6 protein-coding genes are annotated in these 9,481 nt (G+C 33.0%); 4 read left to right on the plus strand and 2 right to left on the minus strand.

Features of this window, described 5'->3' with window-relative positions:
• Positions 1–399: 399 nt before the first annotated feature.
• A complete protein-coding gene (locus tag ACP6PK_RS14095) occupies positions 400–987 on the minus strand; it encodes a Uma2 family endonuclease (RefSeq protein ID WP_094675729.1) in 588 nt (195 codons plus the stop codon).
• A 151-nt stretch (positions 988–1,138) separates the two neighbouring features.
• Between ACP6PK_RS14095 and ACP6PK_RS14100 the strand changes: the two genes are divergently transcribed.
• The gene (locus tag ACP6PK_RS14100; RefSeq protein WP_094675731.1) at positions 1,139–2,566 is read left to right on the plus strand and encodes an AMIN domain-containing protein; all 1,428 of its coding nucleotides are present in this window, start codon (positions 1,139–1,141) and stop codon (positions 2,564–2,566) included.
• Between the two features lie 158 nt (positions 2,567–2,724).
• Here the strand turns inward: ACP6PK_RS14100 and ACP6PK_RS14105 are convergent, their stop codons facing one another.
• Positions 2,725–3,237, minus strand: coding sequence for a DUF3172 domain-containing protein (locus ACP6PK_RS14105; protein WP_094672836.1), 513 nt, complete (start codon positions 3,235–3,237; stop codon positions 2,725–2,727).
• Positions 3,238–3,834: 597 nt separating this feature from the next.
• Between ACP6PK_RS14105 and clpS the strand changes: the two genes are divergently transcribed.
• From clpS to ACP6PK_RS14120, 3 genes are all read left to right on the plus strand, one after another.
• Positions 3,835–4,122 (plus strand): ATP-dependent Clp protease adapter ClpS, encoded by a 288-nt coding sequence (gene clpS, locus ACP6PK_RS14110; protein WP_094672834.1) that lies wholly within the window; start codon positions 3,835–3,837, stop codon positions 4,120–4,122.
• Between the two features lie 362 nt (positions 4,123–4,484).
• On the plus strand, positions 4,485–5,333 hold the full coding sequence (locus tag ACP6PK_RS14115; RefSeq protein ID WP_426560142.1) for a CPBP family intramembrane glutamic endopeptidase: 849 nt from the start codon (positions 4,485–4,487) through the stop codon (positions 5,331–5,333).
• Positions 5,334–6,129: 796 nt separating this feature from the next.
• Positions 6,130–9,390, plus strand: a complete 3,261-nt coding sequence (locus ACP6PK_RS14120; RefSeq protein ID WP_426560143.1) for a hypothetical protein — start codon at positions 6,130–6,132, stop codon at positions 9,388–9,390.
• The last annotated feature ends 91 nt before the right edge of the window (positions 9,391–9,481 follow it).

The raw sequence follows: 9,481 nt of genomic DNA on the forward strand, positions 1-9,481 counted from the left end.
TTCCCTGTTCCCTGTTCCCTGTTCCCTGTTCCCTGTTCCCTGTTCCCTGTTCCCTAGCGCGTAGCGCTATAGTAATTATCCGGATTTGATCTTACGCAAAGAAACCCGGTTTATACGGTAAATCATTGTTTTGAACAATAGAAGTCTACGAGAAACCGGGTTTATTACTCTTGCTTTTTTAAATCACAAAGTTTCCTTGATCAACCGAGTTTCTGTCTAAAAACCAAAGTTTATTGCTCTTGCTTTTTTAAATCACAAAGGTTCCTTGATCAACCCGGTTTCTGTCTAAAAACCAAAGTTTATTGCTCTTGTTTTTTTAATCATAAAATTTCCTCAATAAACCCGATTTTTGCATTTATCAAACAGCTAAAAGCTGATCGCTAAATGCTAATAGCTATATTACCAAATAGTTGCTAAATCTAATACAAATCCAGGTAAAATATTTTCTCCAGAAACAGTATCAGGATTTACTAATATTTCTACTTCTTGCTGAGGGCGATAAATTTCTACTTCTCGTTTTTTTCGATTAATTAACCATCCTAACAATGCACCATTTTCTATATATTCCAACATCTTTTCTCGTGTTTTTGGCAAACTATCACTAGGAGACATTAATTCCACCACAAAATCAGGACATAAAGGTGCAAACTTATCTTGTTCTTCAACAGTTAAACTATCCCAAAGTTCAAGTTTTACCCAAGAAGCATCAGGAGAACGGTCAGACCCATTTGGTAATTGAAAACAACCATTAGAATCAAATACTTTACCCAAATTATTCTGACGACTCCAAGCTTTTAGTTGATAAGTCAAATCTGCATTACGTTCACTTGTGTTTCCCCCTGTAGGTGGCATAATAATTAATTCTCCTGTGGCAGTTCTTTCAAATCTTAAATCGTTATTTTCTTGACAAAGTTGCCAAAATTGTTCCTGGGTAAGATTAATTTTTAATTCTAATCTGGGTGGTAAATAAATTGTCGATGTTTCCATAACTTTGCCTCCTTTACCATTCTTATGTTAATCTGAAGCTTGTCTAATCTATTTTAGAGAATGTTGTATTTTAGTCCAATTTTACAAACTTTATAGATTATAAATTGTAGCTTAATAATTAAAGAGTTGTGGTATTGTGAGGAGTTAGCTTATGGCAAGTCAATATCAAAAAAATCTGTCAAAATTAAAATCCCCATTAAAACTTATAAAACTTATTGGTTTAGTGGGAACACTGGCAATTAATTCCTGTTTGCCTCGGCCAGTTTTTGCCGCTTTCTTAACAAATTGGTTTTTTAACCCAGATAATAATCAACTTCAGTTTACCCTCCCAGAAGGTACAATTCCTAGTTATTCTGTTGAAAGCAAACCTGCTCGTCTAGTTGTCTACATTCCAGATACTGAAGTTAGTGTAAATGTGACTGAATTATATCCAGCAGGGTTGGTGCGTCGAGTTAGTCTCTCTCAAGAGCAACCACAACAAGCAAAAGTTGTTATAGATTTTGCTCCAGAGTTAGCTGTATCTACTAAACAAGTAAAATTAGAACAGGTTGAACCACAAGAAAATAGTTGGCAGTTGCGTCTACTTCTGGGTGAGGGAGAAATCTCAGAAGCAGCAGAAGAGCAAATGATTTTAGATGAAAATTATGTTGAAGCAGAAGCTACAAAAGTAGAAAATTCAGAATCTATTATTGAAGAAGATAATCAACCTCCTACTCAACCAAAACAAGATAGGGTAGGTTTTCTAGAAACAGATCCAAAAGATGAATCTCCTCTACCAAACCCTCCACCTTCGGCAGATCCTTCTATTCCCTTCCTGGTTATTCCCACTGACAAACCAGATAGTGTTAGTTCTCCATTAATAGATGCTTTGGGCGATAGACAACCAGCTACTGAACCATCTGAAATTGGGGAAGTGCCACAACTTGAAGCTAAAGAAACTGAAGATACTTTTGTTCCACCGCCCCCAGAACCTGAACCTGTAGAAGAACCCAACAACTATAGCACTACCGAATCAGTAGATGTGATTTCTTTTGGAGAACCTTTACCTGGAACTTCGGGAAAAAAACAATCTGAAGATGATGCTTCTATCTTAGTTAAAGAAGGAGAAATAATAGGTTTAATTTTCCCTACTGGAGAATTTAGACTACCACGGGGTATTGAGACACAGGAAGTTTTACTTCTGGAAGAGGCGATCGCTGATGAATCTGGTAGAATTATAGTACCAGCTAAGACACCTGTAGTTGGTGGTTTTGACACTGATAGTCATGGTAGTCAATTTATCGCCAGAGCAATATATTTGGATGGTCGTTTTATCCCTTTTGCTGCTGAATCAAAATTGTTTCGAGGACACCCTGATTTTAATGAAAAGGTTTTGGCAGGTAGTAGTGCTGGTGGTGGTTTAGCATTATTACTCCTAACTGGTTCGGGTTTTGGTTTCTTAGCGGGAGCAGCAGTTGGAGCTGGTACTGTTCTTCTTGCTTCTCCTCGTTCGGTTACTTTAGATGAAGAGCATATTGTGGAAGTGCGTGTGGTTGAAGATTTACCCCGCTCCAGATTTTATGAGATTAGCGGTTTTTAGGGGTTGAAAAAACGGGGTTGCTCATTCAGATGTGGGTGTTTTTTTCAAGTAATGGGAATAGGTACTAGGGGTAGTTCTAATTAATAGGGACGAAAGTAGTCAAAGGGAATAAATATTTTTTGCCTGTTCCCTATTCCCTATTCCCTATTCTCTATCAACTAGAAATTGTTATTTTCAGGTGGAGCAAATCCCGGCCCTAGTTGATTTTTCAAGAATAGGTTTTGAGCGCTGTCGTTTTGATAAACGCAATCAATTTCTGGTTCATCGTTAATATTTCCTGTATATCCAAAGGTGTTCATCCGGTTTTTACAATCACGCACTTGCTCATTGTTTACTAATTTTCTTTGCTCTAGAATCGTCCAGTTATTTCTACGGATAACACATCCTGGTTCTATACCTGGCTGAGATATGTATACATTAAAAGGGTTTAAAGTCAAGAAAACGCGCATATTCATTACCATTGCACTAGCTCCAAACTGTACACAAAGTTCGGGGTTAGGTACGCTGCGATCTATAAATTCACGAGAGGCCACGTTTTGTGGGGTAAAGTTAGCAGTGGAGCTAAAGGCAATACCAATACCAATACCCAAAACAAATACTCCTCCTAAAATTGCTAGAGTAGCATAATTGAATCTGGATGGTTGACTGGTGGTTTGAGTTCTACGTTTCATATATAATTTTCTTTTAAATTATTTGAGTGGCTTTTGGGCCATTAACCATGGGCAAAGCTGGATTGATATTTTTCCTAACATATTCCTACAATTATAAATTTTAGCAGGGAAATTATTATATATCTCGGAAAAAGATGGAGTAGGGCTTTAATAATTAATAATTAACAATTAATAATTATTGCTTTGCTCATTAAATCTCAAAGCATTTACAGATAAAGACTTTAACCTTTTTAGGTCGGGAAAAAGTACGCCTGTTTCAGCTTTTTATGCACGGTTCCTGAAAAATCAAAAAGTTAGGATTTTAGGCGCATAGTTGAGCCAAAAAATTACTCCTGTAGGGAAGTTGCGTGCAACGTCCCTACCTACTCCTCCGCTCCCCTACTCGTTAAAAAAGACTTTTGAGCGCAAACCCTAATTACCTCTTCTGGAGATGTCTATTAGTCTTGAGTAGGTTTAACAAAATTAGGAGTCAAACGTTACAATAAAAAAGTCAGATGACAAAAAAATCGGATTTTTTATTTCACCTATAAAATATTAAGTTTTATGTTATATATATAATAATATGTATTAGTTTGATTAAGTAAGCAGGATAGAATAGTGTCTGTAGAGACTATAGAAAAACCTACCACTTCCACAGTCCGCAAAACTGCACCACGTTATCGTGTTTTACTCCATAACGATGATTTTAACAGTATGGAGTATGTAGTGCAGGTATTGATGAAGACTGTTCCAAGTTTAACTCAACCTCAAGCTGTTAGTATTATGATGGAAACTCACTCTAATGGTATTGGATTGGTAATTGTCTGTGCTTTAGAACCTGCTGAGTTCTACTGCGAAAATTTGAAAAATCATGGACTAACCAGTACCATAGAACCTGATGAGTGATTTAATTTCTGAGAATAGAAACCGGGTTTCTCTACTGAGGAACTCGGTTTCTTATTTTTGTAAGGGAATAGGAAATTAATGAATAATTGATAATTGATAATTGATAATTACCTCAAGAAAAACCTGAACGGAATTGAATATGAGGAAATATCCTATTCAACAATTAATAATTAATAATTAATAATTACCTCTTCCTATAAAGAAGAGGATTGACTAAAAGAATTTTTTCTTCTTAAAAGGAGAGGCTTTATACCTTGATTTTTCGGTAATTTTTCGGTCATTAATTTTATTTAAACCCCGCCCTTAAGGGTAAGGTCTTATTGGAGATATCTAATAGTTTTACTTACTAACGGCAAGTTCTGATGCCTAATTTAACATTCGGCAAAATAGCAAAGTTTTCCGCTCCTGCAAGAATCGGAATTTTTATTTTAACATTACTTTTGGTCTGGATACCTTTGGCAGCACCAATATATTTTTTGGTGGAAAATGTTAATCTAGAAAGTATCTTCGCGATCGCTCTACTCTACATTGAGTTTATTATTTTGGTTCGGTTTTGGGGAAAGAAGGTTTATCAGCAACCCCACTTACTACGTCGCTACGGTTTAGTAATAAATAGGCGTAATTTTCAGCAATTTTTCCAAGGTTTAGGAATAGGTTTATTTAGTCTATTTAGTCTGTTTATATTAGAGATATTTTTGGGGTTGGTAGTATGGCACTCTCCCTCGGAAAAGTTACTGCAATTTATTTTTGAAGGTTTATTAGTATCTGTGGGTATTGGTTTTGCTGAAGAGTTATTATTTCGGGGTTGGCTATTAGATGAATTGGAGAGAAATTATCAAGTAAAAGTAGTTTCATGGGTGAGTAGTATTGTTTATGCAGTGCTACATTTTATTAAACCTATAGAAGAAATTTTACGAACTTGGTTGCAATTTCCAGGTTTAGTTTTGTTGGGTTTAATATTTGTTTGGGCAAAACGTAGTAGTGGGAAACAGTTAAATAAATTTACTGATAAAAAACAAGAATTATTGGGTTTACCGATGGGTATTCATGCTGGTTTAGTGTGGGGATATTACATTATTAATGTTGGTGGTTTAGTGAAATATGCCGATGATGTTGGAGAGTGGTTAGTTGGAATAGATGGAAATCCTTTAGCGGGTTTAATGGGGTTGTTATTTTTAGGAGCGATCGCTCTCTGGATGAGAAATAAATAAAATATGTAATTAAGAAAGGGATTATAGTGAAAATTTTTGCCTACTTTTTTTCCATAAAATATTGAATTTATCGCAATATTTTAAATTTATTTTTTTCTAACAAAATATTGTGAAGTTAGTTGCGATAAATGTTTAGTACAAATACCTCTTTTCTGCAGAGTTACTGATAACTGATAACTGAAATTAGCCTTGGTATAATACCATTTATCAAAAGTCATGCTACCCTTAGAAGGTGTTCAATAATTATTAATTGTTAATTATTAATTGTTAATTATTAAAAAGAAGAGGATTGGTTAAAAGGATTTTTTTTCTTTTTTTCTCCTTTTATTCTTCAAATGAGAGGCTTTAAATCTTAGTTTTTTGGTAAAAATAACTAGAGAAATTATAGAGGTTAGTTAACAATAAAATCACGTCAAAAAATATTATTTATAAATAGAAAATATAAGTATAGCAAAGTTTTTTATAATTAGTATAAAATACTCCTATAGTAAGCATTCAGGTCTCAGATTTTTAATGAATGAAGTAAGCATTCCCTTAACTTATACTACATTTTCAAACAGAGAATTAAAACACAAAAATGACTCGCTTGAGTTGTCAACTAAAGGTAATGAAGCTGTTTTCGGCTGTCGCCGACATGAAACGCTACGCGACATAAAAACCTAGTTCCGACCCAGGAGGCTAGCTAATAGCTGACTGCTTACCTCGTATGTTTAACTTGATTATTACTCATCCTATTTTCAACAATTATGTGAATTATGATATTGTGATATAAATGTAAGTATAAAGAGAAAAAATAATGACATCAAAAGTAGAAGAAAGGGATGATAATCTGTCTCAAGTAAACTATTTACCAATATTGAAAGGAATATTACAGATTCTTGAAGGCAATAAAAAGAAGAAAAAAGAATCGGCATTTTTGTTAGATAAAGATAGCAGACTAATTTTACTAGCAGAGCGTATAACTGGTTATGTTATTGAACTATATAAGCAAAAAACAGATGAATTTCCACCACCTTTGAGAGGGTCTACAAAATTTGCATCTGTCAATTTTGCCGATGAATCATTATTTAGAGAAAATATTCGGAAAATTCAAAAAGAATTAAAATTACAGTTAGATGAAATATTAGATATTAAGCAAGATCATCCTGAATCTATTCAGAAATGGCAAGCACATTTTCTCAGCAGTTTAGAAGAATTTGTTAAACAAGATGGTTTTTTTAAGTTTTCAATTGAGGAAAAGAGACAATTAAAATTACAAAAAATTAACACAAATAATGTTAAAGCTAATGAGTCAGCTCAGAAACATTTCCGAGGGAAGATTAGGATAAAAATTCCTACAGAGTTTGACCAACATTTGTTAGAAGCAATTAATAATGAAGTAAATAGAGAAAACGGATTTTACAGTAGTTGTGATGAGGATGAAATTGATAGATTAAATGATTTGTATGATGATATTTCTAGAGATGGCGACTCTAGAATTAATAATTTGAAGAAATTAATTCAGGAAGAAATCACAGGAAAAATTAGGGCAGATATTTCTCTGGAATTTCTGCAAATTTTTGTAGAAAAAATACCTAATGCCAAGAAAAAAGAAGAAGGATATGAACTTTTAGTAGATTTTTTGAATCGTCTGACAAAATTTGACAACTTTTTAAGTAGGGATATACATACTGTTAGTTTATTTGGCAATGATTATAAGTTGCAAGATTTATTTGGCAGAGGGGATAAATGGGATTTATTACCTGTAAAAGTCAAAATTGAAACTCGTCAGGGAGAAGGATTAGATCAAACTAAAGAGTGGCATGAATTTACTTATGCTATAGATTTTAAATTGAATGGTAGAGTAAATAGTACAAATAGTAAAAGTGTATTTGAGCATAATTGTAAATTATTGAATCCTGAGAGTGAAGAGGGTTATAAGTCAGAGATTAAAAAGCGTGGAAATGATAGTAAGAGAAAAGCAGGTTTTTATGGAAAGTTGGTAAAAATTATATTTCTATACTGCTTTGTATTTTATGAGTTTGATAATTCTCAACAATCTCAAGATGAAGTAGTAAAGCGTATTTTTCAGAGGTTATCAACAAGCACTACAGAAGCAGAACAAATAAAATTTTTGACTGACTTTTCTAATTATCTTGAAAATAAATCACAGGCACAAATAAAATTAAGTCAAATTGTTAGCTATATTAAAGATATATGTTCTCAAAAAAATGCAGCTTGGGAGACTATTCCAATTAATGGATATTTAAGTCTGAGAAAGGGGTTGTTAAAACATCCTTCTGAGCTAGAGGAAATTTTAGACAATGAATCTTTTTTAACAGATGAACTATCTCAAAACAACGAAGGTATTAGTTTTAAATCTGCATTGCAGTTTCTTAAATTTGTCAGAGATAGAGACGAAAATAATTTGTATGATATTCAAGTAAAAGTAGAAATTGATGATATTAGGTACAAACTAGAAGGTGAAGCAGAAACAGGAAAATTTACTTTAGTTAATGATGGGGAGTATCGACACTTACTTGTAATGTTTGTTGAGCGAACAGAATTATTAAAATTATGGGTAAGTAAAGGTTGGACTCCTATTGAAAAATTACAGCTAGAACAACTACAAAAAATCCTGCCTGGTTTGACAAAGGAAGAGGGTGAAAAAATTATATCGGGCGAAAAAAAATTCGATATTAAAAAGATACAAGCAAGAAAAACTCTGACAAACTATCCTCAATCTATAGTTGTTACTTATGACAGTTCGCGACAATTTACTAATTTAGAATCGGAAGTGGAAAATATTGAAAATAGAACTAGGGAAAGTTTTTATTATCAGATAGTTTACAGCATTATTGTTATCCTTGGGATTTTGGTTTTATTTGAAAGACTTTCAATTACAAAAGGTAATCCAAAGGAGAGAATCAAAACTTTTATTTCTTTATTCAGAAGTCAAAGTTCGAGTCTAGATAATTCTACTTCCTTCGATACTTTTATTGCTACTCTATGTAAAGATTTAGAATTAGTTTTGGATATAGAAGAATCAATTTTATGCAGCACGCAAGGTCTTGATATAAGTAGTAAATTGTCAGCAAATCAAAAACAGTACAAAAAAAATAATGCTTTATTTTCTCTATATTCAAAACTTCCTAGTCGAATTCAATTAGAGAAAGAAATAGATTTTCTCAAAGAGTCTAAAATTGATAAGGTAGGAATTATTGTTGTATCGAGTCACGAGTGCGATGCTGAACATCAAGGAGATGAAAAAAAATCAATTGTATTTGGCAGAGTCTACACAATAATTAGGGAAAATACATCATTTGAATTCAAATCATTTGCCTCTTTTTGTAAATCAGAATTTAGTAACAAAAGATTTGCCTCTAGTATAGTTGTAGACCAAGTAAGTCGGTTAAACCAAGCTGGATATAAACACATTTTTTATGTATCAAAGACACCCTATCAAGATAAGTTTAACTTTTCTCTAGGATATGAAGAAAAAGATGATGATACAGAGAGATTATTTTTTATGAATAGTCATGTTATCAGACAGATGAAGGCAGTAAATAATTCCATAACTATTTACCCAGTCTTTGTCTCGAATTATCGAATTTTTGATTTAAAACGAGGCAATAAAGATCGAGGATATTCATACTATTTAGCTTCCGTAGAGGATGCGAGTCAAATTGAACCTCTTACCAGAAATGCAGCAGCATTTTTAAACCTATATAATTTAGAGGAGGTTGGCAAAAATAACTCTTATAATAGTGTCATTAGTTATGCTTGCCCAATTAATCTTTATGCAGCAGATGTGTTAGATAATAGGGAGATTATACAAGGATTATTTGCTACAGATACTAATACTTCTGACCGGGATACTCTGTTTTTGTTTATGGCAATGCTGCATTATGCTAAAAATGAAAAATTTGGTAAATTTTCAACTATTAAACTTAATCCTTATGAGGATATTTTTGAGGAGGTAGGATATAAGTCTACTAAATTTTATCACCCACAATCTTCCGCTAGATTTAATTTATTAGCATTTGTTTATGAAGTATTTAATTCTGCGTTTAGCTAATTTGATTGAAACATAATTTCGACGAAATGTCTCTGGGAAAAATCTACAAGTCAAATATTATAGAAAAATCAGAATTTCGACTCAGACTTGA

Source organism: Dapis hubbardiae BLCC-M172 (genome assembly GCF_050016015.1).
Taxonomy (GTDB): domain Bacteria; phylum Cyanobacteriota; class Cyanobacteriia; order Cyanobacteriales; family Microcoleaceae; genus Trichodesmium.